Below are 24811 nucleotides of genomic sequence, written 5' to 3'. Positions count from 1 at the left end.
GCGAGGGGGCGTCCGGATCCTCTCTCCTGCACCGTCACTCGGATCGAGTCGGGTGGAGCGGTCGAGGGTAGAGTGCACGACGCGAGGCCAAGGGCAAGCACAAGCGAGGTGGACATCAGACCCCCTCAGACTCCAACGGCCTGCTTCATCCGCTTCCCGACGAACTGCTCGAGCTTGACGATGTCGGCCGCGAACTTGCGGATGCCCTCGGCGAGCTTCTCGGTCGCCATGGCGTCCTCGTTGAGCATCCAGCGGAAGGTCTTCTCGTCCATCGCCGTCTCGGGGACGTCCTGCTTCTTCGCCGACTCGGGAGACAGCTTCCGCTCGAGCTTGCCGTCGGCCTTCTGGAGCTCGCCCAGCAGCTCGGGAGAGATCGTCAAGAGGTCGCAGCCGGCGAGCTCGAGGATCTCGCCCGTATTGCGGAAGCTCGCCCCCATGACCTCGGTCTTGAAGCCATACTTCTTGAAGTAGTTGTAGATGCGTTGGACCGAGTGGACGCCCGGATCGTCGGTCGGTTCGATCGACTTCACGCCCCGATCCTTGAGATACCAGTCGTGGATCCGGCCGACGAACGGGGAGATCAGGGTGACGCCCGCCTTGGCGCAGGCGACGGCCTGGCCGAAGCCGAAGAGGAGGGTCAGGTTGCAGTGGATGCCCTCCTTCTCGAGCGTCTCCGCGGCCTTGATGCCCTCCCAGGTGGACGCGATCTTGATCAGGATCCGGTTGCGGGAGATACCGTCGGCCTCGTAGAGCTCGATCAGGTGCCGCGCCTTGGCGATGGTGGCCTCCGTGTCGAACGAGAGGCGGGCATCAACCTCCGTGGACACGCGCCCGGGCACAATCTGGAGGATCTCCTTGCCGAAGCTGACCGCGAGCTTGTCCATGCAGGCCTGGAGCTTGCCGTCCTCGGATCCCCCCAGGGAGTCCGCGAACGCGATCGACTGGTCGAGCAGGTGAGCATACTGCGGCATCTGCGCCGCCTTGAGCAGCAGCGAGGGGTTCGTGGTGGTATCTCGAGGCTGGTACTGGGCGATCGACTCGATGTCGCCGGTATCGGCCACCACGATGGTCATCGACTTGAGCTGTTCGAGCAGGTTCATCTCGGCCTCCTCCAGGTCGCGTCGGGCCCACGAACAGCCCGTGAAGATCTGGTGCAAACTCGCTAGCATGCGGCCCTGGAATGGACGCGTCGGGCCGACTGACTAGATTCTAGCAGTTTGCAGACCGGGTCCACCATCGTCCGCCCTCCTCCAAGGATCACCGCCCGGGAAGACGTGCAAGGTCGATGCTCGGCCGACACCGCGAAGGCACGCGCGAGAGCCGGCGTGATCGGTCCCGACGAGATGGATGCGGACCGGCCTGGAGTGGACCGAACCCAGACGAATGGCGAACCCGCCCTGTCGGTCCGATCGATCCTGGCGTGGCTAACGACGGTATCAATTGCGCCGGCTTCGCGGATCGAGCGCCGGCGTGAGGATGAGAAATCTCGCCAGCGACGAACGAAAATCGCGAAACATGGCGCACTCTCTCTATAGAGCCCCCGCCTCGTGGCGAGGCTGCGCGCGGACCTCCGAAATCGATCTCCGATGCGTTGGAGGACACAGATCGTGACGCCCGGCCCACCAGCCCGGAACCTTGGTCGCACGCTCCGAGGCCGGAACCGACCTTGAATCCGATCTCGCCGCGTCCGAAGTCGACGAGCAAAGCCAATCGAGAAAACGAATATAAAGTGCAATAGATTAAGGACTTGTGGTTATCATGCGGCCCGGGTTGCGTGACGAGCGAAGCCAAATCCGACGTGACCGACAGAGGTGCGCCGAGCCCGAGCCGCCGGGTGGCTGTGGTGTTCCACCACGGGACCGCCCCGGCCTGACAGCAAAGCTCGTCCGGCGCTACGGCTTGCTCTCCCGTGGTGTTCCACCGCGGCCACCCACCCGCAGCTCCGTGCCAATTGCCCGGCTCGTCGGACCCTCAAGCGAACCCTCTCGGGACGGTGCCGGCAAAGCCAATCGAAAAACACACATAAAGTGATAGAGGCAAAGGATTTGTGGTTGTCGCGTGACGCGGGGCGCGCGACGAGCGAACCCAAATCGGACCTGGTTCGGAACTCGACTGGTTGGGGTGCGATCGATGGTCCGCTGGGTTGCGTCGGTGGGCGGGATGCCACGGCGAAGGGTCGAGGGGCTCATGAGCGGAGGGGGGGATCTTCCCTGGCACTGGTGGCCGAGTCGACGGTCAGCCGTGATCACCCGGCTGGGAAATCGTGGAGGGACTGATACACTGAGGGCGATCGCGCCGAGTCGAGGGGCGAGGGACGAATGCAGGAGGAAGGCGGGATGGAGGGCGAAACAACGAACGCGCCAGGGCCGTCGCTGGGGCGGCTGCGCGGGTTCGCGTTCGACCTGGACGGAACCATCTGGGCCGGCTCGACCCTGCTCCCGGGCGCGATCGAGCTGGTGGCGGCCCTTCGGTCGTCGGACATTCCGGTCGTCTTCGCCTCGAACTCCTCCCGGCATGGGGCGGCCGTCCTCGCCGCCAGGCTGACCGGCATGGGGATTTCGGCCGGCGAGCGGGACGTTGTCGCCGCGTTCGACCTCGTCGCCGACGAGATCGTTCGCCGGCTCGGCCGAGTACGGGTCCTCCCCCTGGCGACGGCCGACATGGACGAGTTGCTGGCCTCCGCGGGCCATGATGTCCTCCCACTCGAGGACTGGGCCCGGGCGCAAGCCGTGGTCGTCGGGAACGACCCGGCGTTCGACTTCGGCCGGCTCCGGGCGGCGTCGAGGGCCGTCGCGGCGGGCGCGGCCTTCTTCGCGGTCAACATGGATGCCCGCTTTCCGGTCGCCCAGGACGCCTTCGACCCCGGCTGCGGCGCGCTCGTGGAGGCCGTCGCCACGGCCGCGGAGGCGCGGCCCATCGTTATCGGCAAACCTTATGCACCCCTCTTCGAGCGGACCCTGGAACGGCTCGGCTGCCGGGCCGATGAGGCGGCGATGGTCGGCGACAACATGGCCTCGGACATCGTCGGCGGCCGGGCCGCCGGGATGTTCACGGTCTGGATCGACGGCCGGGGAGATCGGGCCGTCGACGGCCAGTCCCCGCGACCGGACCTCATCGCCCGAAACTTGCCGGAGCTGCATCGGTTCTGGCAAAATCAACGACAGATACCGGAATGACTCCGCAGCCGGCCCGGTGATGGGCACGCCGCCCCGATCTCGTGCGAAGGGCCGCCGCGGGGCAGGTGGGAGACCTCGGCCATGCGGATCATCGCCGGCCAGCGACGAGGCCACAAGTTCGACGGTCCCCGCGCGAAGTCCGACATGCGGCCGACGAGCGACCTGGTCCGCGAGTCGATCTTCAACATGGTCGGCGACCTCATGCCGGGCCGTTTGGCCGTGGACCTCTTCGCCGGCACGGGAGCTATCGGACTCGAGGCCCTCAGCCGGGGCGCCGAGCGGGCCATCTTCGTGGAGAAGGACCGCGAGCACGTCGGCCTGATCCACCGCAACGTCGCCACGCTTCGGTACGAGGACCGGGCCACCATCCGCCTGGCCGACGCCTATCGTTGGGCGCGAACCTACCAGCCCGACGGGACGTCTCCCCTGGCGGTGTTCCTCGACCCGCCCTATCGCGACTATCAGACCCGCCAGCCGGCGCTCCGTCAGCTCCTGGGCGGGCTCCTCGAACGGCTCCCGGCCGGCTCGTTGATCGCCGTCGAGGCGGGACGAGACCTCGACGACGTGATCCCCGACCTCGGCTCCTGGGACGTCCGGCGCTACGGCGATACGCAGGTTGCGATCCGGCTGGTGAGCGAGGGAGATCGAGGGGCTGACGACGGCGATTCGGTCGAGATCGACGAGGAGCCCAATCCCCCCAGAGAAGGCGAGGCGGTCGATGACTGATGCCGCGGCCCGCCGCGAGTTCGCCCTGGACGTCGTCCGACTGCTCCGTCGGGCCGGCCACGAGGCGCTCTGGGCCGGCGGCTGCGTCCGCGACCTGACGCTCGGCCTCGAGCCGGCCGACTACGACGTCGCCACGGACGCCCGCCCCCAGGCCGTCATGAAGATCCTCCCGTTCCCGGCGATCCCGGTCGGGATCGCCTTCGGCGTGGTCCGCGTCCGCCATCCTCGGATGCGAGGTATCGAGGTGGAGATCGCCACCTTCCGGAGCGACGACGCCTACGTGGACGGGCGGCGCCCTTCGTCCGTCTCGTTCAGCTCGCCGGAGCTGGACGCCGCGCGGAGGGACTTCACGATCAACGGCCTGTTCCTGGACCCGGAGTCGGGCCGGGTCGTCGACTACGTCGGCGGCCTGGACGACCTGAGGAGGCGCCGCCTGCGGGCCATCGGGGATCCTCGGGAGCGATTTCGAGAGGACAAGCTGCGGCTCCTCCGAGGGATCCGCTTCGCCGCGCGATTCGGCCTCGCGATCGAGCGCGAGACGTACCGGGCCATTCGCTCGATGGCGGCCGAGGTCGTCACGGTCTCTCCCGAACGGATCGCCCAGGAGCTGAAGAAGATGCTGGTCCACGAGACTCGCGATCGGGGCATGGATCTGGCGCTCGAGGTCGGGCTGATCGGGACGATCTTCCCCCCCCTCGCCGACATGCGCGGGCTCTTCCAGGGGAAGCCCATCCAGCCCGAAGGGGACCTCTGGGATCACGTCATGCTGGTGCTGAAGCTGCTCGGCCCGCGGCCGAGCTTCCCGCTCGCCCTGGCGGCCCTGCTGCACGACATCGGCAAGCCGAGCACGCGCGGGAAGCATCATGGGAAGACCTCCTTCCACGCGCACGACGTTGTCGGGGGCCGGATCGCGGAGCGATTCTGCCGGCTCCTCAAGCTGTCCAACGCGGAGCGGGACCGGGTCACCTGGCTTGTAACCAACCACCAGTACCTGGGCGAGGCGAAGCGGCTCCGCGAATCCAAGCTCAAGCGGATGCTGGCCGAGCCGGGGATCGACGAGCTGCTGGCCTTGCATCGGGCGGACGCCCTGGCCTCCACGGGCGACACCGAGCAGGTGGACTACTGCGAGTACTACCTCGAGCACCAGCCGTCGGGGCCGATCAATCCCGCCCCGTTGTTGACGGGCCACGACCTGGTGCGGCTGGGCCTCGAGCCCGGGCCCCACTTCGCCTCGATCCTGGAGTCGATCCGGGAGGCCCAGCTCGAGGGCCGGATCCAGAACAAGCGGGAGGCTTCCGAGTGCGTGGAGCATTACCGGTCGACCGGTCGCTGGCCGTCCTGGCATGCCGGCGAGGGGGGCGGCGATGCGGCTTCGCCGGTTGAAGGGGGGGTTACCCCCTCCTAGAATGGCATCGAGTCGAGGCGACCGCCTCGGACCGGAGTCGGCGCCCGGGAGGTCCAGACGTTGCAAGCGATCGGAACGCGGGGTGACTCCGCGGCCGTGCTCCTCAGCGGCGGCCTCGACAGCGCGGTCCTCCTCTCCGAGATGAGGCACGACCACGAGCGGGTCCATCCGCTCTTCATCCGCGGCGGGCTCCGCTGGGAGGAGAGGGAGCTCGCCGCCGCGCGGGCGTTCGTCGCCGCGATCTCGGGGCCCGGACTGGAGCCTCTCGTGGTCCTGGACGAGCCGATTCGCGATGTCTATGGAGATCACTGGAGCACCGGGACCGGCCCGGTGCCGGGCGCGGACACTCCCGCCGAGGAGGTCTACCTGCCGGGTCGGAACATCTTGTTAACGGCCAAGGCCGCGGTCTGGTGCCGGGTGCGGGGGATCTCTCTGCTGACGCTGGGATGCCTGGCGGCGAACCCGTTTCCCGACGGCACGACCGGGTTTTTCAGCAGCCTGGAGACGGTACTCCGACAGGGGATGGACGGCGGCCCTCGCCTGGTGCGTCCTTTCGGCCTGCTCGACAAGGCAGACGTCGTGAGGAAGGGGAGGGACCTCCCGCTCCATCTCACCTTCTCATGCCTGCGACCGATCGACGGCCTGCACTGCGGTTGCTGCAACAAGTGCGCGGAGCGACGAGAGGGGTTCCGGAATGCAGCGGTCCCCGACCGGACACGCTACGCGAGTTGATGGGCCGGCCCGTGCCGGGAGGAGGTCACCGAGGCATGTTTCGAGTCACCCGCGAGATTCAATTCTGTTACGGCCATCGCCTGCTCAATTACGAGGGCAAGTGCCGCTACCTCCACGGGCACAACGGCCGGGCCGTGATCACCCTGGAGGGGGAGTCGCTGGACGAGCGCGGGATGCTGATCGACTTCGGGGACATCAAGCGGACCATCCAGGCCTGGATCGAGGAGAATCTCGATCACAACATGCTCCTCTGCCGCGACGACCCGATGCTCCCCGTCCTTCGCGACCGGGGAGAGCGGGTCTTCGTCATGTCGTGCAATCCGACGGCCGAGAACATCGCCCGGCTCATCTTCGAACGAGCAGCCGAGCAGGGCCTGCCGATCGTCGAGGTCCTCCTCTGGGAGACGGCGAACTGCTTCGCCTCGTATGGTCGGGAATGAACGGCCCGCGCGACCTCAATGTGGGTGGCCGTGACCGTCATCGTCGGCATGCGCCTCGGGGAGCTCCGCGGTCTTCAGCTTGTAGGGGAAGACGACCTCTTCCACCCACCACTCATCCACCTTGTTGTGGGAGCCATCGCTCTTGATGATCGCCATCGCGTACTGCTCGGTCTCGTTGGAGTCCTTGGCGGGCGACCCGTGGACCTCGAAGACGGCCAGGGCGACGTTGAGCATCCCCTCGCTCCCCATCTTCTCCGTCCTGGCGAAGTGGATCTCGCTGTTGGCGGACGTGTCCACCCGCCGCTTGAGGTCGCGGATCGAGGCGATCTTCATCTCCATCATGGCCGACTCCTTGCCCTTGGTGCCGCTCATCCGGTCGAGGATCTCCTTGGCGGTGGTCGATTTCCGCTGGAGAGGCGGCTGGCCGAGCAGGAGGACGTCCCCGAGCTCACCGGTCTTGATCACGTTCGCATAGTGACGTGCGAACTGCTCCGCGTTCCTCTGGAGCATGAACGCCTGAATCGACGTGATGGTGAGGATGCCGAGCCCGAAGACCAGGCCGAAGGCGATCCCGGCCTGGGCGAGCCAGCGGCCGGTCAGCATGTCGGGGAACTTCTGGATGCTGCGATCGGCCGAGGTGCCCAGGATGATCGCCAGGATCGCGAAGACGTAGAAGAACGGGTTCGCGATGCTGAACAAGGAGACCAGGCCGCAGAGGAACGCGAGGATCGCTCGCGTGCTCACGGCGCGATAGGTCGGCAGCTCATTCTCGATGGCCGGGATCGCCGGGTTCAGGGTCGCCTCGACGGGCCTCTGCTGTGTCGCCACGGATCAGATCCTCCCCGAGCCTCGGCCAGGTCGTAAGGACGAAAGATGAATCCCATCGCGGGGCGCAGTCAAGGGGGGTGGGCCGAGGCTCATTTTCCGTGCCATTTAGGCTAATCGGTCTCGGGTGTGCCCGTCAAGAATCAGCGTGCGACGAGCCCCGCCAGTCCGCCCGCGGGCGGAAGCCACCAGGACCCCACCGCCATGCCGATCCAGAAGAGTCCGAGGGCCCAGCCGGTGACGTTCGTCCACGACCAGTTCCGCGCCGCCAGTCCGCAGCGCCAGCCGGCCAGGAGTACCGCCAGGATCGCCAGCCCCATCATCCGGTCCCCCAGGGGGGTGGTCCAGTTGAGTGACCGGGTGCGTCCCTGGATGGCGCCGGAGAGGTCGAAAAGCCAGACGAGCAGGCCGCCGGTCAGCCAGACGAGCTCCCCGAGGGAACCTTCCTTGGTGCCGGGTCGCATGAGGATGACGGGGCCGACCAGCGCGAGGCATCCGGCCAGGGTGGAGAGCGCACCCAGCAGGGCGACGGGGGGCCAGGTCAGCCTGCCGCGATCCACCAGGACGCTCAGGCCCCAGCCGACGGCTCCCAGGACCAGGATGGCGTTGATGACGGGCCGGTCCGACGACCCGGAGCCGGACGCGCTGCTGGTTTGTCGTTTGGCTGCCATGACGGTGCAGGTCTCGAGGGAGCGGCCGAGGGGAAGAATGGCGGATCGACGGGCGTCCGTCGCCGCGGCGAGCCGACGACGAGGAACGCCTGGATTTCACCATCGACCCGGGCGGTCACTCGAATGAGCCGAATCGGGGAGGCTATCTTGCGACCGGCCGGCCGACCGTCATCTCCCGGGAAATCAGTTCGACGAGACCAGCTCCGCCGCGTCCTTCGGGGCCGTGCTCGCGGTCCCGACGGGCGAATCCTGCTCGGCCACCGCGATGGTATCCTGCTCGACTTCGGACAGGACCGGATTGAGGACCACGCTCTCTCCCTCCTTGAGCCCTTCGCTGATCTCCAGGAGGTCCTTCGTCCCCTCGCCCAGCGTGACCTCCCGGCGCTCGAGGCCCTCGTCATGGACCACATAGCAATACTCATGGCCCTGCTCGCGGGTCACGGCCATGGCGGGCACCGTGAGGACGTCGTTCCTCCGCTCGAGGTCGATCTCGACCCGCGCCGTCATCCCGGGGAGGAGGCCCTTGGGCGCATGGTCGAGCCTGACGGTGCTGTCGAAATAGCGGACGTCCGACCTGAGATTGGGGGTCGGGATCGCGGCGACCGTCGTCACGTGCCCTTCGAACCGGCGATCGGGGAGGCCCTCGACGTAGATCTTGGCGTGCATCCCCTTCTCGACGGTCTTGACCAGCGATTCATGGAGCGCCGTGACCACCTCCATGCTCGTCAGGTCCGGCAGATACATCAGATCCTGCCGTTGCCGGACGTAGATCCCCGGCTCGATGTGGATGTTGCGGCGCTCGTCGTTCGCGTAGATCACCAGGCCGTCGTGCTCCGCATGGATCGTGCACCGTTCCACCTGCTTCTCGAGCTTGGCGAGTCGTTCCAGGTTGCGTGCCAGACGAGTTCTCTGGTAGGCGAGCGTCGCCTCGGCGCCGAGCACGGCGACTTGCCGCCTGCGCAGGGCGGTCGGGGCGGTCCATTTCGTGAACAGATCGAGCGCGGCACGCTCCTGGGACAACGCGAATTCCGCCTTGGCCCGATTGAACTCCTCGCCGATGACCTGGCCCTTCGGGACATAACCCTTCTCCAGCATGCGACGCGACCAGCTCAGCCGCTCGTCGACGCGCACCATGTCCGCCTGGGCCATGGCGATCGTCCGCCGGAAGTCATTGACGGCCTCGACCATGGAGCCGTCGCGAAACTCCCGAACGGCCAGCTTGGCGATCTCCACGTTGAGCTCCGCGGTCCGAAAATCGGCCCGGGAACGCTCGACGGTGATCCGCTGCTGGCGGAGCAGCTCCTCGTAGTCGGAGGAGTCCAGGGTGGCGAGGACATCCCCTTTCTTGACCATCGTGCCTTCCGGGACGATGGAGAGCAGCACCGAGGCTCCTCCGGCGGAGAGCGGCTGGCCCAACACCCCGATCGTGATGTTCTCGAGCTCGCATTCCACGACGGTTCGGACCGAGCTCTCGACCCGGCCGCTGGCGGTCATCGAGGGGAACAGATCGCCGCGCTTCACCGCCGCGAGCATGTACCTCTGCGCCGGATCCCTCGTGCTCCGCTGCGTACTCCTCCAGACCGCCGCACCAACCGACGCGACCGTGGCGATCACCAGGAAGTAGGTCCCGAGGACAGTAAACCGATGCCTTCGGAGCTTCATCGCAGGGCCTCCTGCGTGGTTCTTGTTTGCCGCGCCAGGCCGCGTCGGATCGGACCTCGGCCGGCTTCACGGACCTTCAGGGCGAAGGGCTCGCCCGACTTCAGGTTGGGTGCGGTAAGGCAGGGAAAGCGATGGAGGGATGGATCATGCGGTCGGATAAAACGGGCGGCTTGGGTCAATCTCGATTCGCTCGCGGGGCGGAGCCGTTCCACGGCCTCTCCGCTCTCCCCACGACCTATACCGTCGTCACGCAATCCGCAATCGCTTCACAAAGCGTACAACGATTATTGAACAGCCGCAACTCCGAGTCCCGACTCGGCACAAGATTGGCGATCCGGGGGGCGACGGGCCACGACGAAGAGGGAACTCCCGGTCGAGAGCTTGCCGGTGATGGCTCGGCGTCGTTCCAGCGCGTAGGCCATTCGGAGGGCCAAGGATCCGGGCCAGGGTGGGATCTTGAGGTAGCGTCTGTAGGTCTCGGCGGGGGACTCCCCGGCGATCCCCCGCTTCTTCCTCCGCTGCCATCGGATGATCGGGACCATCCACTGGCCCCACCAGAAGAGGCGTTCGAGGGTCAGATCGGTGCCTTCGAAGGCCGCACTCAGCGTCTCGGGGAGATATCGGCGGCGGTGTCCCTGGATGGCGTCGAATTCGGTGAACAGGTCGGGGCGCGCGGGGACGCTGACGATGAGCACTCCGCCCGGCTTCACGAGCGAGCCCGCGCGGCTCAGGGCCCCGCGATCGTCCTCGATGTGCTCGATCACGTCGAGGAGCAGTACAGCCTCGAACGGCACAAGCTCTTGGGGGAGCGGACACGACAGGTCGACCTCCACGAGCTCCCGGCCGGGGCGATCGAGCGTCTCGAGCGCCCGCCGGGAGATGTCGGCGCCGACGACCCGGTAGCCGCGGGCTTCCAGCGCCGACAGGGTGGTCCCCCAGCCGCATCCGGCATCGAGGACTCGCGCCGGCGGGCGAATGCCCAACCCGTCGAGGAGGCTCAACGTCAGGTTGGTTCGGGCCCTCCACCAGGGGTGCCGCCCGATGATCTGGCCGAGCTCGACGAGGATGTCCTCGGCCATGTTCTCGTCCGCGACCCCCTCCGACCACCGGGTGATCATCGCTCCGACGCTCCGATCCCCGATTTCAGGGCGTCCCCCACTGCCGGTGCACTCGGGACTCGTGGCAAGGCCGGTCCGTCATGAGAGAGGAATCGCCCGACGATGTACGAGGGGCGGCCCTTCGATTCCAGGAAGATCAAGCGGATGTACTCCCCCAGGATCCCCATGCCGACCATCTGGATCGAGCCCATGAACAGGACCGTCACGATCACGCTCGCCCATCCCCTTGGGGCTGTTCCGTTGGTGAAGGCGTCATGAAAGACCCAGGCCATCATGACGGCGGCCATGGCCGCGGTGGCGATCCCGAGATAGGTGACGATCCGGAGCGGATAGCTGCTGAAGCTGATCAGCCCGCTGATCGCCAGGCTCATGAGGGCCCGGAACGTGTACTTGGAACGCCCCCTGGTGCGCGGGGCCCGCTCGTACTCCAGGCCCTCCTGGCGGAAGCCGACGAAGGTCCGCAGGCCGCGGACGAATCGCATCCGTTCCGGCAGGGTCGTCAGGGCGTCGACGACCCTCCGGTCCATCAGGCAGAAGTCGCCGCTGTCCAGCGGGATGTCCAGGTCGCTGATGGCGTTCATGATCCGGTAGAACGCGAAGTAGCCCAGCCGCTTGAAGGCGGTCTCCTTCCGGTCCCGGCGGATGGCGTAGACGACCTCGACGCCGTCGCGCCAGCGCTCGAGGAACCTCGGCAAGACCTCCGGCGGATCCTGCAGGTCGCCGTCCATCACGGCGACCGCGCGGCCGCGGGCGAAGTCGAGGCCCGCCGAGACGGCCGCCTGATGGCCGAAGTTGCGGCTGAGGTGGATCACGACGACCCGGCGATCGGCCTCGTGGAGCCGGTCGAGGAGGATCGCGGTCGCGTCCCGGCTGCCGTCGTTGACGAGGACCAGCTCGTAGGGCTCGCCGGTGGTCGCGAGCGAATCCCTCAGCCTTCCATGGAGGGCCTCGACGTTGGCTTCCTCGTTGAAGAGGGGGACGACCACGCTCAGGAGCGGAGTCGCGTCGCCGGTCGGCGCGGGATTGCTCACGGGAATCGGCCTCGATCGGTCGTCCGATTGGCGCAACGCGGCTCTCGATCCGGACACCCGTCGGCGCGGAGGATTCGACGACCGATCTCCGGGGCCGGCGTCACCGACCGATGCCAGGATTGCGGAGAACACCCCGGCGTGTCCATACGCCGACTCCGGATTTCGCGGCCGGGGGAGCGATCCGCGGGGGCCGGTGCTGTTTCGGAGAATCACCATGGGGAGCGGCGCTTTCCATTGTCCGATCGGGTTGCTAGACTATTTTCCTTGCACCAAAGAAATGCCGAGCCGCATTCCGATCGCTCGATCCATGGCCCTCGGCCGTCCCGGGCGTCCCTTGCGGATGAAGCTGGCGTATCTTCCCTACCTCCTCGAGCAATCATCGTGATGACGGGCGCCGGGCCGCAGGGCAGGCGCCGTCGGGGAACTCCGATCCGACCGGCTAGGAGACAAGCATCCGTGTCGAACCGAGACCGTTACCTTTTTACCAGCGAATCCGTGTCGATGGGCCATCCCGACAAGATGGCCGATCAGATTTCGGACGGCATCCTCGACGCCATCCTGGCCCAGGATCCCTATGCCCGGGTGGCCTGCGAGAGCCTCCTCACGACGGGCCTCGTGTGCCTCGCCGGCGAGATCACCACCAAGGCCATGATCGACTATCCGTCGATCGTCCGACAGGTCGTCCGGGATATCGGCTACACCTCGAGCGACATGGGATTCGACGGCACGACGTGCGCCGTATTGGTCGCGCTCGGCAAGCAGTCGCCGGATATCGCTCAGGGCGTGGATGAGAACTCGGACAAGGGCAAGGACATCGGCGCCGGCGACCAGGGCATGATGTTCGGGTATGCCTGCGATGAGACCCCCGAGCTGATGCCGCTGCCCATCGCCCTGGCCCACCGGATCATCAACAAGATCACCGAGGTCCGCCAGGACGGCACGGTGAAGTGGCTTCGTCCCGACTCCAAGAGCCAGGTGACCGTCGAATACGAGGGTTCCACCCCGATCCGGGTCGACACGGTGGTCGTCTCCACCCAGCATTCCCCGGAGGTCAGCCAGGCGGAGATCGTCGAGACGATCCGCAAGCAGGTGATCGACCCGATCATCCCCAAGGAGCTGATCAAGGGCGAGATCAAGTACCACATCAATCCGACGGGCAAGTTCGTCATCGGCGGCCCGCACGGCGACTCCGGCGTGACCGGCCGGAAGATCATCGTGGATACCTACGGCGGCATGGGCCGGCACGGCGGCGGCGCCTTCAGCGGCAAGGATCCCACAAAGGTGGACCGTTCGGCCGCCTACATGGCCCGCTACGTGGCCAAGAACGTCGTCGCCTCCGGCCTGGCGAAGCGTTGCGAGATCCAGCTCGCCTACGCGATCGGCGTTTCGGAGCCCGTGAGCGTCCACGTCGACACGTTCGGCACCGGCCAGCTCCCCGACTCGACGATCTCCGAGATCGTCCGCAAGGGGTTCCCGCTCACGCCGGCGGGGATCATCAAGCACCTCGACCTCCGCAAGCCGATCTATCGCAAGACGGCCAGCGGCGGGCACTTCGGCCGCTCCGAGCCGGAGTTCACCTGGGAGAAGACGGACAAGGCCCAGACCCTGCGAGACCTGGCGTCCCAGTTCAGCCGCCAGACCGCCATGGTCTGATCGTCAATCGCGGAAACCCCCGCGAGGCGGTGCCGTCCGCCGCCTCGCGGCCCTGAGAAGGCCCCCTCTCCATGTCCACCCTGGACGAACTGAAGGCTCGCTGCACCTCCTCGTTTGAACAACGCTTCGGTGCGTCGCCTTCCGCCCTCGGCCTGGCCCCGGCCCGCGTCGAGCTGCTCGGCAACCATACGGACTACAACGGCGGCCTCGTCATGGCCGCCGCCATCGACCGTTTCACGCTCGCGGCGGGTCGGCCGGTTTCGACTTCGTCCTGCCGGATCCATGCGGTGAACTACGCCGACGACACGGAGTTCTCGCTCCGCAGCATCCAGCGCGGCGAGGACGGCGACTGGCCCAACTACGTCAAGGGGGTCGTCTGGGCGATACAGGACGCGGAAGGTCCCGAGCTCGTCTCCGGCTTCGAAATGGCCGTGCTCGGGGATGTCCCGCTGGGTGCGGGCCTGTCCAGCTCGGCCAGCCTGGAGGCCGCGGTCGGCTTCTTCCTGCTTCAGGCGGGCCTGATCCAGGGACGCGACGGGAAGCGGCTCGGGACGGACCTGAGCGATGCGACGCGGATGGCCTTCGCCAAGATCCTGCGCCGTTCCGAGAACGCCTTCGTCGGGGTCGCATCCGGCCTCCTCGATCAGTTCTCCAGTCTATTCGGCCGGGCTGATCACGCGGTCTATCTCGACTGTCGGACGCTCGACCATGCGCGGGTTCCGCTCGGCGATCCCGGCCCGGCCATCGTCGTCTGCGACAGCAAGACCTCGCGACGACTGGCCGACGGGATGTACAACCGCCGTCGGGCCGAGTGCGAGACCGTCGTCACCTATTTCCAGTCCCGCGGCGCGGAGTCCGTCACCTCGCTCCGGGACATCGAGCTCTCGCAGGTCGAGGAGCACTGGGACCGGCTCGATCCCCTGGGCCGGAAGCGTGCCCGCCACGTCCTCACGGAGAACGATCGGGTGACCCGCGGCGTCGCGGCCCTTCGCGCCGGGGACCTCGAGGAATTCGGTCGCCTCATGTCGGCGTCTCACGCCTCCAGCCGAGACGACTTCGAGAACAGCTCGCCCGCGCTGAACGCCCTGGTCGAGGCCGCGGAGGCCGCGCCGGGGTTCCTCGGGGGCAAGCTCTCGGGGGCCGGTTGGGCCGGCTGTTCGGTGAACCTGGTGCGGTCGGACCAGGCCGGTCCGTTCGCGGAGTCGGTCCGCTCCGCCTACTCGCGCGCCACGGGAGTGACCCCGGACATCCACGTCTGCCATGCGGCCGACGGTGCCCGCGGACTGGCCCTCGCTTGAGGGGCCGTCCCATGACCTTCTTCACGATCGGATACGGGGGTCGTCCGCCGGACGAGTTCCTCGATCTCCTCCGGCGGCACGGCGTCCGGACCGTCGCCGATGTCCGACTCAGGCCCGATCGAGCCAGCATGGGGGCCTATACGAAGGCGAGCCAGCCGGACAGGGGGATCGAGAGGCTGCTCACATCGGGCGGGATCGCTTACCGCTCGATCGTGGCACTCGGTAACCTCTTCCTGGGACGCGAGGACTGGCGCGAGCCGTATCGCCGTCTGCTCGAGAGCTCCGGCGACCTGCTCTGCGCCGAGCTTGATTCCCTGGAGAGGCCCTTCTGCCTGCTCTGCGCCGAGAAGCGCCCGGAAGACTGCCACCGGACGCTCATCGCGGCCCATCTGGTCGCCCGGCACGGCTGGGATGTGCGGCACATTGAGTGAAGGATGAGGCGACGATTCAGGAGTCGGAAACCCGACCCTCCCGCTGGTGGCGGATGATCGTACCTTCCTTCAGGTAGACGATGGTCATGGCGATGCCCGCCGCGTGGTCCGCAACTCGTTCGAGGTTCCGAGCCGTGTTCATCAGGATCAGGATCGGGTCGAGCTGGTCCGGACGCTCGCCGATCTTGAGCTTGAGCTGCTTGCGGATGCTTCGATACTGGGCGTCAACGGCCTTGTCCCCGACGATGATCGCCCGGGCCCCATCCGCGTCGATGGAGGCTAGCGCATCGCGGCAGCCGCGGACCTGGCTCAGCACGTCATGGGCGAGCTGGACAAGGGGAGCGGGGAAGGGCTGGCCGCCCGTGAGCCGGGCGAACTTGCGGGCCCGGCGGGCGACGCGCAGGGCCAGGTCGGCGATTCGTTCCCAGTCGCGGTTGACCTTGAGCACGGTGGCCATGCGGCGAAGGTCCGAGGCCACCGGCTCGTAGAGGGCCATGATCCGGAGGCATTCCTGCTCCAGCATGACCTCGCGGCGGTCGGTTTCTTCCTCGTCCAGGGCCAGGTCGTCGACCAGTGCGAAATCCCTCTCTTCGATCGCGCGGACGGCTTTTTCCATGGCGTCGACGACCGAGGAGGCGAGCTGGAGGAAGCCGTTCCAGAGCGTATCCTGGTCGCGGAGCGAGTGACGTCCCGCGGGCAGTGGCGTGGGGCTCGAGGGGAGGCTCGCATCGGCCGCGGAGGGATCGGGAAGGGGATGGTCCGGCTGACCAGGCGACATTCTGGCTCTCCTCTTACTCGCCCGTCCGCCCCGTCCGTGACCCGGGGATCGGCCCTCGGCGGGCGGATTTCGTCTCATTCTTCTCCGGCTCGGGCTGCCTTGCAAGCCAGGCGAGCGCGTATTACCGATTCGACCATCGCCATGTGCTAGGATTGGAGTAGGGGAAGCATGCTCTCCCGGTCCCACCGTTCCAGACCGATCGGCCTGGGCGGGAAGAATGCTCAAGCCCGAGATCCCGCCCGGCCGAGCTTGTCGAAGGAACGTTGTCTGGTTCCAGGATGGGCCCTTCGTGGAAACCGAAGCCGGCCCGGGACTTCGCCGCCAGCGGGCCGACCTCCTCGCGGCCGCGACGAGGTGAGCGACACGCCTGCCGGTCGACCTAGCCCCCAATTCAATCCAGGACGCCTCCGCGCCCGCGGGGCCGCCCGATATCCCAGGTATCGAGGCTGAGAAGGCACGGCCTGCCCCGAGCGGGCTTTGCCCGATCCCAGAATGCTGGCGTCTCCGCGGACCTCATCCGGAGCAGGCGCGTGGCCGGCCCGCCGTGCGCGACGCGAGCGAGAGGAGAAGGAAGGGAAGGGGAGGGGAGAACCATGACCGAGAATACCCACGTCCGCATGTGGACGCTCTTCGGGACCTACAGTGGCAACGAGGAGATCAACGACCGGCACATCACGATCCACGACATCCCCGGGGAACTCGCCCGACAAGCGAGGCATTGCCACCTGGACGGGGATATCCGGTTCATCAAGCTGATGATCAACCCCGAGGTCGAACAGCCCCCCGAGGAGTTGGAGGAGCCGGAGTTCTTCCCCGTCTACGGCGTGCCGGACCTGAGTCGGTTCTACGACGATCTTTGACCGACCAGGGCCGGGCGGTCACTCCTCACGCTCGGCGATCTCCAGGTCAATCGAGCCCCGCTTGATGATCGCGTCCCACCGCGATTCGGGCGCGGCGAGGGCCTCGGCGACGATCAACCGCGCGCGACTCCTGGTCTGGCCCAGGGAGGCGTTTCCGTCCTCCGGGATCGCCTCCACCAGGCCCGCCGCGCCGCGAGGATCGGCGAGGGCGAGGGTGGGGAGGACACGGTAGAAGTCCAGGTAGATTCGCTCGACCTCCGTTCGCGGTTCGCGAAGATGATCCAGGATCGGCCCGGCGATCGACCGGGCGAGCTCGCGATCGTAGGGGACAAGCTGGGCCGCGAGTGCCGCGGCGGACTGGATGGCCTTCAGGTCGCTCGTGTCCGGGATCGAAATCGTGCGTTCGGTCAGCGTGCGCGGATACCATCGCAGGGCACGCGCTCGCTCGACGAATTCACTGATCCGATCACGCTGAACACGCTCCACGACGGGCAGAAGCGCCGCCGCCATGTTGGCCGCTGCCGATAGACCCCAGACTCCATATCCGTCGCCTGTTTCCAGGACTTCTGGGAAGGTTCGGAATGCCTCTTCGAGGAGTTCTCTCGCCGCGGCAGGGTTGGTGTCATGGATCGCGGACGCCATCCTCCCGAGTGCCAACCCGCGGAGGTTGGCGAGCTTGATCCTAGCTGCGATCCGTCGTGCCCGTGGCAGGTCCGCTCGGGCCATCCGAACGGAGACGAGCAGCCCGTCGGTCGTGGAATTGTTCTGGGTCAACTCGCCGAGGAGGCGTTCCGCTTCCGCCGGTTGGCTGGACGCTGCGGCGCCGGCAATGGCTCCGCGCAGATCGTTCAGGGCCCGTTCGTCACCCGCGGCCGGGATTCGATTGACGGCCGCCTTCAGATCGACGCGAGCGAGAGTCGGCAGGATGTATCGAAGCGCCGAAACATCCGCATCCCCCTTGTTTGGGACGAGAGCCATGGCCTCGTCGATGACCTTCCGGGCCTGCTCCGTCTCTCCCAGATCCAGCAAACGGCCGGCCGCTTTCAAGAGGGATGGAGCCCGCCGGCCCGGATCTCCCTCGCGACGGGCGTCCAGGAGAGATTCCATCAGTAGCGTCTTCCGCAGGCCGATGCGATCCGGCGCCAGGGAGTCGAACAGTTCGAACCGGGTGTACGGCCGCCAGAAGTTGTTCGTGATCGTCGGGATGATCGTCGTAGCCTCATCCGGCGCCGTGAACATGAGCGAATGGACGGCCGCGATCCGGACGGCGTTCTGGTTCCACGGCGATTCATTGGCCAGGCAGCGTCGGAGGGCATCGTCGGGATCGAGCTTCGTCAGGGTCTCCAGTCCGCGCTCGAGCAGGTCGCGATCGCCCTCGTCCAGGATGGTTTCGCGGATGGGATCGATGACCCGGCGGGCCAGCGCAAGCGTCTCCTCGCGGCTCAGTCCCGTTCCTTTAGGCCGGATCGTCCCCTCGGGCGGCTGGTCCTGGCGACGGAGCCTGATTGTCATCGTGGAGACGTCCGGGCCGACGTCATGCCCATGGGACCGATATCCAATGGCCTCGACCAGAAGTCGAGACGTCGAACGCGTCAGGCCGCCCAGGGAGAAGCGACCGCCCTGCCCGGCGATGGCCATGGTCAGCGGCCCGGGATTGCCCCAGTTTTTCACGCGTGCACCCAGGAGCGGCTTGCCGTCCGTGTCGGTCACGACGCCGGAGATCGACCGCAGCCGTTCGACGCGGATCGGCTCGAACACCACCGGCGACTTGCCGTCTGAGGTGAGCCTCTTCGATCCAGCGAGAGTGTAGGGTTCACTTCCTCCAATGGCCCGGATCATGGCTCCCGGTTTGAGGACCCTCTCCGCCCGGTATCGTCCGTCCTGATCGGTCGTGAGCTTGACCCGCTCATTCCTCAGGTTGACGAAGCCCGGCGGGTCTCCGGGTGCATTCCTCACGCCGTCAGGGATCTCGATGTTGAGCACGACAGGCCCTTGCTGGACAGGCTCGCCTCGGTCATCGACGACCTGGCCCCTGATGGTCACTTTCGTCGAGGACGCCGGGGGAGGGACCTTCTCGGAATCGTCACGCAGGACGAGCGGATCCTTCGACACCACGACGAGATCGTGAAATCCTCCCGGCGCGTCGTCGAAGTAGGCCTGGTAACCTTCGATGGGCCCTTCGGGGACTCCGAAGAGGGAGAACGCGCCATGATCATCAGTCATGCCGTACCCGAGCAGGTCTTCCCCTTGTTTCGCGGCAAGGCGCCCCTTTGCCAGGGGCTGGCCCTTGCCGTCGAGGAGCTTCCCCTCGATCGCTCGGGTCGGGACAACCTCAAGGGGTTGAAGCTCGAAGGTCGAGAGCCCCTCGGCGACCTGGATGGGCTTTTCTCGCGAACCGCGGGGTTGAACAAAATTCCCCGACATCGCGATCACTTGCATCGTGACGCGGCCGGGAAGGACGTATCCCTCGAAATGGCCCTCCTTGTCGCTGGCGACCGTTTCGCCGCTGTCGTTTCGTTCGGTCCGGATGTTGATCGAGGCGCCGGCGATCGGCTGCCCCGAGCCCTTCACGCGAATCGACCCGCGAACCTTGACCGCGGCGGCGAGAGGGATCTTGGGATAGGTTGTCTCGCCGGCCTGGACCAGGTATGTCTGCGGCGGCACGGGGCGGGCACTCCAGGGGGGTGACTTGGAACAGTTGATCGAGAGCGTCCCGGAGGCGATCGCGGGAATCGTGAACGTCCCGTCATCCCCGGTCTGGACGACCGCGGTGCCCGCCCCCGTGAGTCGGAGCGAACCGAACTGGCCGCGATCCTCCTCCGTGCGGAGGTAGATCGTCACCCCACGAGCCCATTCCAGCCTGTCGGTCACCAGCCGGCCCTCGACGCGTCCGGCCGCGCGCAGGGTGACCGATCGGAGAGCCGGCTCCGTGTCCTTGTCGACGAAGGGGATTTCCTGGACGCCCTCCTCCTTCGTCGTGACCATGACGGACCGAAACCCCTGCCGCGGCATGGCGGGGAGGGAGGCAAGGCCGCTCGCCTCGGTGACGACCCGAAGCTCGGTCCTCAGCCCTTCAGGCAAGGGCGCATACAAATTGACTGGCGTGAGGAAGTGATACGGTTCCACCATCGCCCCGGCGCGAGGACGGCCATCGATCCCTACCACCAGGAAAGCCGTATCGGTCGCCGCTCCCAGCCGGAACTCCAGGGAGCCGGGCTTACCGTTGAGGATGTCATAAGCAGTCGCCGTTGCGATCGAATGGCCTTTGGAATACGCCCAGACGATCGTGGCTCGCCTCTCGAGCGGCGCTGCCGCCCAGGCCCCGGGGATCAGGAGCGTAAACCGCCCCTCGGCATCGGAACTCGCCCGGGAGGAATTCTCGAGAGCCCCCCCGTATTGCCAGGGCATCCAGATGCTCGCCCCGGCCACGGGCTTGCCGGCCTCGTCAAGCACGCGGCCGGTGACGATGAGCGTCTTCTCGTCGGGCGTTCCTCCTACCGCCAGGAACGCGAACGCGAGCAGCCCCAAACCCGTCGCAATGACTCCAGCCAGACCGATCAATCGTCGCAGGGCAGACCGGCCCATGGACTCCATCACCGCGCGTGCCGCTTCCTCGGTCGTCGAGGTGATGAATCCCGAGGTCGCCATCGCCCCGGCGTCGGCACGGCGGCCGCCCAGAGCCTCGAGACCGGCCACGGCCATCGCTGGGGCCAGGCCGCGGCGAACGAGCCGCGAACGGAGCTTCTCCTTGGCGCGAAGGAGTCGCGTCTGGAGAGTCCGGAGCGGGCAGGCCAGCTCCCGGGCGGCCTGGTCGTGGGTCCGACCTTCCAGGTAACAGAGGACGATCGGCGAACGGTAGTGCTCCGGGAGCCGGTCCACTTCCTCGAACACCTCGCACAGATCCTCAGCCGGGGCGGACGTCATGGACCTCGGCTCGGCGACGTCGATCTCGACGGCCCGGCGTCGGGCCGCGGCCGCCCTCAGGTGGCGAGAGACTCGCAATGCCACGCCGAAGAGCCAGCTCGCCAGGGAGTCCCGGTCGCGGATCGAACCGGCGCGGCGAGCCAGGACGAGGAACGTGGCCTGGAACGCGTCGTCGACGTCCTCGGCACGTCCCAGGACCGATCGGCAGACCCGTTCGACCATCGGCCCGTGCCGCCGGACGAGGGCCTCGAAGGCCGATTCCGCGTCGCCACGGTCTGCCGGATTCAGGAACCGCTCGATCAGTTCGCGATCGGTTCGACCGCCGATCGCCCCGGCCCCGAAGAGAATGCCAAGGTCCCTCGAATTCTCCGCCGCCAGCGCCTGCCGGGTCATCCTGCGGTCTCCGTCATCCGGGTTGAATCATCCCTCATGATCCATGGTGCCGGGAGGACGGAAGAGCTGCTTCAGCTATTTTCCGCGAATCAGCAGAACGCCTTGAATGCCTTCCGCATCGACGCGGCGTCGGGAAACCGCTCCCTGGGCTCGCGGGCCAGGCACTTCATGATGATCGCGGCCAGGTCCACGGGGATGTCGGACCGCCGCTTCAGGATCGGGACCGGTTTCTCCTCGAGGAGCATCCGGATCAGGTCGCCGCCCCCGGCCGGCTCGTCGTAGATGTACTTTTGTGTGAGCATATAATAGAGCGTGGCGGCCGTCGAGTAGAGGTCGGCCAGCGGGGTGACGGTCTTGAAGTCGAGCATCTGCTCCGGCGGCATGAAGGGGATGGTCCCGCGCATCTCGCCGGAGAAGGTCAGCCCGGAGAGCCCCACGCCCCGGAAGCTCTTGGCCAGGCCGAAGTCCGAGATCTTGGCGATCAGGCCCTCCGCATTGCGCGCGATGAGGATGTTCTCCGGCTTGATGTCCCGATGCACGAAGCCCATCCGATGGGCCTGCTCGAGGCCCTTGAGGACCTGGCAGATCAGGCGGCATGCCTGGGTGGTGGGATAGTGCCCGGCCTGCTCCTGGACGAGGGTCTCGAGGTTGCTCCCCGTGACCAGCTCCATCGCGAACCAGAATTGTCCGCGGGTCATCCCTTGCTCATACCATTCCACGATGTTCGGATGCCGGAGCCGGCTGATGACCGACATCTCGCGATAGAACCGGTCGATCGCCGTTCGCGTGGTCGCGGTCTCCGGCATGATCAACTTGAGCGCGACCATCTGGCCCGTCTGGTTGTGGCGCGCCTGGTAGACCACGCCCATGGCCCCCCGGCCGATCTCGCGAAGCGTCGTGTAATGGGGGACCGGCTGCGGCAGGACGCCGGACTCCGCCCGGCAAAGTGGGCACCACCACTCGACCACCTCCGTCGCGTCCCCGTTCATCGGGCCGGTCACCGTCACGTCCAGCGGTGCCGGGGTGCCGCAGCCCGCACACCGGATCGCGGCGATCCCGCCCTCCACGCTCCGGCCGTCGAGCAGCCCACTCGCATCGCCGCTCGAGGCCGCGCCAACCTCGACGCGGACCCGGAACAGGCTCTGGCCGGCCGCGATCACATCGCCGGACGCCAGCCGAGCCCGATCCACGCGCTCGTTGTTGACGAACGTCCCGTTGGTGCTGCCGAGGTCCCGCAGCTCGCAAAGCGGCGGATTGATCTCGATCATGAAGTGATCGCGAGACAGGGCCATATCGTCGGTCATGGAGCAATGCACGAACCGCGACCGGCCGACGATGAACGTGTCATGGCGATCGAACGTGAACGTTCGCCCCTTGCGCGGCCCCTGGAGCACTTCGAGGATCACTCGCATCGATTCTTTCCGGAAATCGGGTACGGGACAACTCGATGGCGGGAAACGATCGGTCCTCCCCTGCGCAGGCGATCGATCGGGCCGCCAGGGATCTCGAATCTCCTATCCTCAATTCGTGTTTCGACTATCTCTGTCTACGTTGATCCTGCTCCGATCGTGGCAGGAATTTCGCAACAATCGGCGCTGGCTTGACTCGAGTCTCGCCTCGAAGTCCATCGATGATTGCGGGCGTGCGATCTCCGCTCCGCCCGTGAGAGCATCGGATGGGCCGCGATCTTCCCTACAGGAAGGACGCAACGCACAAATATTAGGAGCCCTGCAAGAGCAAGCAAAATCGCCGCCCTGAGATTCCTCGACTTCGGGCCGAAACTCCGGCGTTTTCGTATTCGTGGACACCGGGCACGGATCATTCGTACCGAAGAGCGGTCCTCGCACTCATTCAGTCTTTCATTCGAGCCAACTCAGATTCCGGCGACAGCAAGGAGACGGAAATATTGAACCGAGATCGAACCGACCTCACCGATTTCGTCCGATCGACCGTAATCCCGGGTGGACCGATCGTCGTGCTGGAATCGACGGTCATCGCGCAGGGGCTGCCCTGGCCGGATAATCTCGAGACGGCGAACCGGATGGAGCAGGCCGTCCGCCACGCGGGCGCCGATCCGGCGACGATCGGGGTCCTGGATGGAGTGGCGAGGGTCGGCCTCGGAATCCCTGAAATCGAGCGTCTGGCCAGGCCGATCACGGCCCCGCCCGGCATCGTCCCCAGGAACGCGATTGAGCCGGCTCAAGGCCCGATTCGAAAGGCGAATCGACGCGACCTGGCCGCCATCCTGGCCCGCCGCGGCTCGGCCGCCACGACCGTCTCCGCCACGATCTGGCTGGCTCGCCGCGCCGGAATCGACCCATGCGTGATGGCGACGGGCGGCCTCGGGGGCGTCCATCGAGGTGCGGGGACGACGTTCGACGTCTCGACGGACCTCGATGAACTCGCGCAAGCGAGCGGTTCGGTCGTCATCTGTTCCGGCTTCAAGTCCATCCTCGATCTCCCCGCGACCCTCGAGGTTCTGGAGACGAGAGGTATCCTGCTCGTGGGCTATCGAACCGGCGAACTGCCTGCCTTCACGTCGATCGGATCGGGGCTGTCGATCGAGCACAGGGTCGATGATCCAACCGAGGCCGCCGAGATGATCCGATGGCACCGAAGGCTGGAGACCCCGGGGGCGGTCGTCCTGGTTCAGCCGGTTCCCGAAGCGGTGGCGATCGATCGAGACGAGATGGAGTCCGCCCTGGATGATGCCCTCAGGGAGGCGGCGAACCTGGGCGTCGTCGGCAAGGGGATCACACCGTTCCTGCTCGACCGGATTCGCCAGGCAACCTCGGGGAAGAGTCTCCGAGCCAACATGGCTCTCCTGGTCGAGAATGCCCGCCTCGCCGGCGAGATCGCCGTCAAGCTGGCCGACAGGTGATCCTCCGCCTCAAACGTCCGCGCCCTCGACCGCTCGAGGGTTTCGCGAGCCTCGGACCGATCGGAAGCCCGCCCGTGCCGCCGCCCCCGCGCCCAGGAGGCCGGCGAACGTCAGGACGCTCGTCTCCGGGACCGCGGAGGGCAGAGGGGACGCGATCGACTCCCGGAAGGCCGCAACCGGCGTGGCGGGATTCGGGACCACGGTATCCGGGACGGCCGGGACCGGCACGGCCAGTCCGATCTCCGTCGTCGCCGGCGTCGAGGTCACGATCCGCGGGGTGGATGACACGTCGAGGGCCGAGTCGACATGGGATGCGAGAGACGGCGATCCGAGGGGAATCGTCGCGGAAGCCATCGCCATCATGGCGATCCGGACCGCTGCCGAATCCGCCGCTGGGGGCAAGACCGCACCGTCCGAATGACCCTCCGAGCCCGCGACTGGCAGCGCTGCCCCTCCGATTGTCTGGCTAATCAGGGGAAGCGCCAGGGTCTGGGCGGCAATTGTCGCCCCCGGGGACGACGAAGGAGGGGCGACGGACGTCGTCGGATTGCTCGTCGCGGCCGAGTTCGCCTGCGGGACCGCGGTCGGCTGAACCTGGCCAGGTGCCGGGGAGAGTGGTTGAGAATTCGTCCCGGTGGCGGGCGCGGGTGCAGGGCCGGGGGACGTGGATGGGGGTGTCGACGCGGCCGTTGCTGATGATCCCGACGCCGCACCGGTTGTGACGAATGCCCCGCTGGTAACGGCCGTCGAGGGTCGCGGACGCTCCGAGTCCGTGAGGGAACCGGAAGGCGGGATGGCCGAACCTCG

The 24811-nt window shown here is 67.0% G+C and carries 20 protein-coding genes; 10 read left to right on the top strand and 10 right to left on the bottom strand.

What is annotated here, in order from left to right:
• Positions 1–125 precede the first annotated feature (125 nt).
• Positions 126–1100: a transaldolase gene (gene tal / locus G6O54_RS00960; RefSeq protein WP_165219258.1), complete on the bottom strand. Its 975-nt coding sequence runs from the start codon at positions 1098–1100 to the stop codon at positions 126–128.
• A 1236-nt stretch (positions 1101–2336) separates the two neighbouring features.
• Here tal and G6O54_RS00955 point away from each other — a divergent pair.
• The 5 genes from G6O54_RS00955 to G6O54_RS00935 all read left to right on the top strand — a co-directional run bounded on the left by G6O54_RS00955 (position 2337) and on the right by G6O54_RS00935 (position 6479).
• Positions 2337–3176: an HAD-IIA family hydrolase gene (locus G6O54_RS00955; RefSeq protein WP_165219256.1), complete on the top strand. Its 840-nt coding sequence runs from the start codon at positions 2337–2339 to the stop codon at positions 3174–3176.
• Positions 3177–3257: 81 nt separating this feature from the next.
• On the top strand, positions 3258–3902 hold the full coding sequence (locus G6O54_RS00950; RefSeq protein WP_165219254.1) for an RsmD family RNA methyltransferase: 645 nt from the start codon (positions 3258–3260) through the stop codon (positions 3900–3902).
• Positions 3895–5307, top strand: a complete 1413-nt coding sequence (locus G6O54_RS00945; RefSeq protein ID WP_165219252.1) for a CCA tRNA nucleotidyltransferase — start codon at positions 3895–3897, stop codon at positions 5305–5307. Before G6O54_RS00950 ends, G6O54_RS00945 begins: the two co-directional genes overlap by 8 nt.
• Positions 5308–5367: 60 nt before the next feature.
• Entirely contained in the window at positions 5368–6039 is a 672-nt protein-coding gene (locus G6O54_RS00940) for a 7-cyano-7-deazaguanine synthase (protein ID WP_250846649.1), read from the top strand.
• A gap of 35 nt (positions 6040–6074) precedes the next feature.
• The gene (locus tag G6O54_RS00935; RefSeq protein WP_165219250.1) at positions 6075–6479 is read left to right on the top strand and encodes a 6-pyruvoyl trahydropterin synthase family protein; all 405 of its coding nucleotides are present in this window, start codon (positions 6075–6077) and stop codon (positions 6477–6479) included.
• 15 nt (positions 6480–6494) lie between these two features.
• Here the strand turns inward: G6O54_RS00935 and G6O54_RS00930 are convergent, their stop codons facing one another.
• From G6O54_RS00930 to G6O54_RS00910, 5 genes are all read right to left on the bottom strand, one after another.
• Positions 6495–7307, bottom strand: coding sequence for a hypothetical protein (locus G6O54_RS00930; protein ID WP_165219248.1), 813 nt, complete (start codon positions 7305–7307; stop codon positions 6495–6497).
• Between the two features lie 140 nt (positions 7308–7447).
• Complete coding sequence (locus G6O54_RS00925) at positions 7448–7975, bottom strand: hypothetical protein (protein WP_165219246.1); 528 nt, start codon at positions 7973–7975, stop codon at positions 7448–7450.
• Positions 7976–8158: 183 nt separating this feature from the next.
• Positions 8159–9637 (bottom strand): efflux RND transporter periplasmic adaptor subunit, encoded by a 1479-nt coding sequence (locus tag G6O54_RS00920; RefSeq protein WP_165219244.1) that lies wholly within the window; start codon positions 9635–9637, stop codon positions 8159–8161.
• Between the two features lie 284 nt (positions 9638–9921).
• Positions 9922–10755 carry a class I SAM-dependent methyltransferase gene (locus G6O54_RS00915; protein ID WP_165219242.1) on the bottom strand — a complete coding sequence of 278 codons (834 nt, stop codon included), beginning with the start codon at positions 10753–10755 and terminating at the stop codon, positions 9922–9924.
• Complete coding sequence (locus tag G6O54_RS00910) at positions 10752–11786, bottom strand: glycosyltransferase family 2 protein (protein ID WP_250846648.1); 1035 nt, start codon at positions 11784–11786, stop codon at positions 10752–10754. The genes G6O54_RS00915 and G6O54_RS00910 overlap by 4 nt, the downstream gene beginning before the upstream one ends.
• A 456-nt stretch (positions 11787–12242) precedes the next feature.
• Here G6O54_RS00910 and metK point away from each other — a divergent pair, with 456 nt between their 5' ends.
• The 3 genes from metK (at position 12243) to G6O54_RS00895 (ending at position 15168) form a co-directional block, all read left to right on the top strand.
• Positions 12243–13439 (top strand): methionine adenosyltransferase, encoded by a 1197-nt coding sequence (gene metK / locus G6O54_RS00905; RefSeq protein WP_256368963.1) that lies wholly within the window; start codon positions 12243–12245, stop codon positions 13437–13439.
• A gap of 71 nt (positions 13440–13510) precedes the next feature.
• Positions 13511–14737 carry a galactokinase gene (gene galK, locus G6O54_RS00900; RefSeq protein ID WP_165219240.1) on the top strand — a complete coding sequence of 409 codons (1227 nt, stop codon included), beginning with the start codon at positions 13511–13513 and terminating at the stop codon, positions 14735–14737.
• An 11-nt stretch (positions 14738–14748) separates the two neighbouring features.
• On the top strand, positions 14749–15168 hold the full coding sequence (locus G6O54_RS00895; protein ID WP_165219239.1) for a DUF488 domain-containing protein: 420 nt from the start codon (positions 14749–14751) through the stop codon (positions 15166–15168).
• Positions 15169–15184: 16 nt separating this feature from the next.
• On the opposite strand, the gene phoU is transcribed toward G6O54_RS00895, so the two are convergent.
• Positions 15185–15946, bottom strand: a complete 762-nt coding sequence (gene phoU / locus G6O54_RS00890; protein ID WP_165219238.1) for a phosphate signaling complex protein PhoU — start codon at positions 15944–15946, stop codon at positions 15185–15187.
• Positions 15947–16539: 593 nt separating this feature from the next.
• On the opposite strand from phoU, the gene G6O54_RS00885 reads away from it, so the two are divergent.
• A complete protein-coding gene (locus G6O54_RS00885; RefSeq protein WP_165219237.1) occupies positions 16540–16806 on the top strand; it encodes a hypothetical protein in 267 nt (88 codons plus the stop codon).
• A gap of 18 nt (positions 16807–16824) precedes the next feature.
• Here G6O54_RS00885 and G6O54_RS00880 read toward each other — a convergent pair whose 3' ends face one another.
• Both G6O54_RS00880 and G6O54_RS00875 read right to left on the bottom strand, forming a co-directional pair.
• Positions 16825–21123, bottom strand: a complete 4299-nt coding sequence (locus tag G6O54_RS00880) for a sigma-70 family RNA polymerase sigma factor (RefSeq protein WP_165219236.1) — start codon at positions 21121–21123, stop codon at positions 16825–16827.
• A gap of 89 nt (positions 21124–21212) precedes the next feature.
• Positions 21213–22535 carry an FHA domain-containing serine/threonine-protein kinase gene (locus tag G6O54_RS00875; RefSeq protein WP_165219235.1) on the bottom strand — a complete coding sequence of 441 codons (1323 nt, stop codon included), beginning with the start codon at positions 22533–22535 and terminating at the stop codon, positions 21213–21215.
• A gap of 494 nt (positions 22536–23029) precedes the next feature.
• Between G6O54_RS00875 and G6O54_RS00870 the strand changes: the two genes are divergently transcribed.
• Entirely contained in the window at positions 23030–24004 is a 975-nt protein-coding gene (locus tag G6O54_RS00870; protein ID WP_250846647.1) for a pseudouridine-5'-phosphate glycosidase, read from the top strand.
• Between the two features lie 9 nt (positions 24005–24013).
• Here G6O54_RS00870 and G6O54_RS00865 read toward each other — a convergent pair whose 3' ends face one another.
• Positions 24014–24292: a hypothetical protein gene (locus G6O54_RS00865; protein ID WP_165219234.1), complete on the bottom strand. Its 279-nt coding sequence runs from the start codon at positions 24290–24292 to the stop codon at positions 24014–24016.
• Positions 24293–24811 lie beyond the last annotated feature (519 nt).

This window comes from Aquisphaera insulae, from assembly GCF_011064615.1.
GTDB lineage: Bacteria > Planctomycetota > Planctomycetia > Isosphaerales > Isosphaeraceae > Aquisphaera > Aquisphaera insulae.
This window is presented reverse-complemented; position numbering and strand designations above follow the sequence as displayed.